This is a genomic window from Duganella sp. FT27W, from assembly GCF_009295655.1.
GTDB lineage: Bacteria > Pseudomonadota > Gammaproteobacteria > Burkholderiales > Burkholderiaceae_D > Rugamonas > Rugamonas zoogloeoides.
In genome coordinates, this window is sequence record NZ_WHIV01000048.1 from 1 (window position 1) to 245 (window position 245).

Below are 245 nucleotides of genomic sequence, written 5' to 3' on the forward strand. Positions count from 1 at the left end.
TATCAAATGTTCACAAGAAGTAATGAAATAGGCGCTATGAAAATAGTGGCCTGTCAGTATTTTGAGTGAGCAAACTCGGACCAATGGGACGAGTTTGGGTCAGCGATGACCCAACCAAAAACAGAGATTAAACTGAAGAGTTTGATCCTGGCTCAGATTGAACGCTGGCGGCATGCCTTACACATGCAAGTCGAACGGCAGCGCGGGGCAACCTGGCGGCGAGTGGCGAACGGGTGAGTAATATA

The 245-nt window shown here is 48.6% G+C and carries 1 rRNA gene; it reads left to right on the forward strand.

Annotated features, from left to right (window positions below):
- Nucleotides 1–129: 129 nt before the first annotated feature.
- Nucleotides 130–245: ribosomal RNA gene (locus F8197_RS28405) — 16S ribosomal RNA — on the forward strand; the annotation flags it as partial.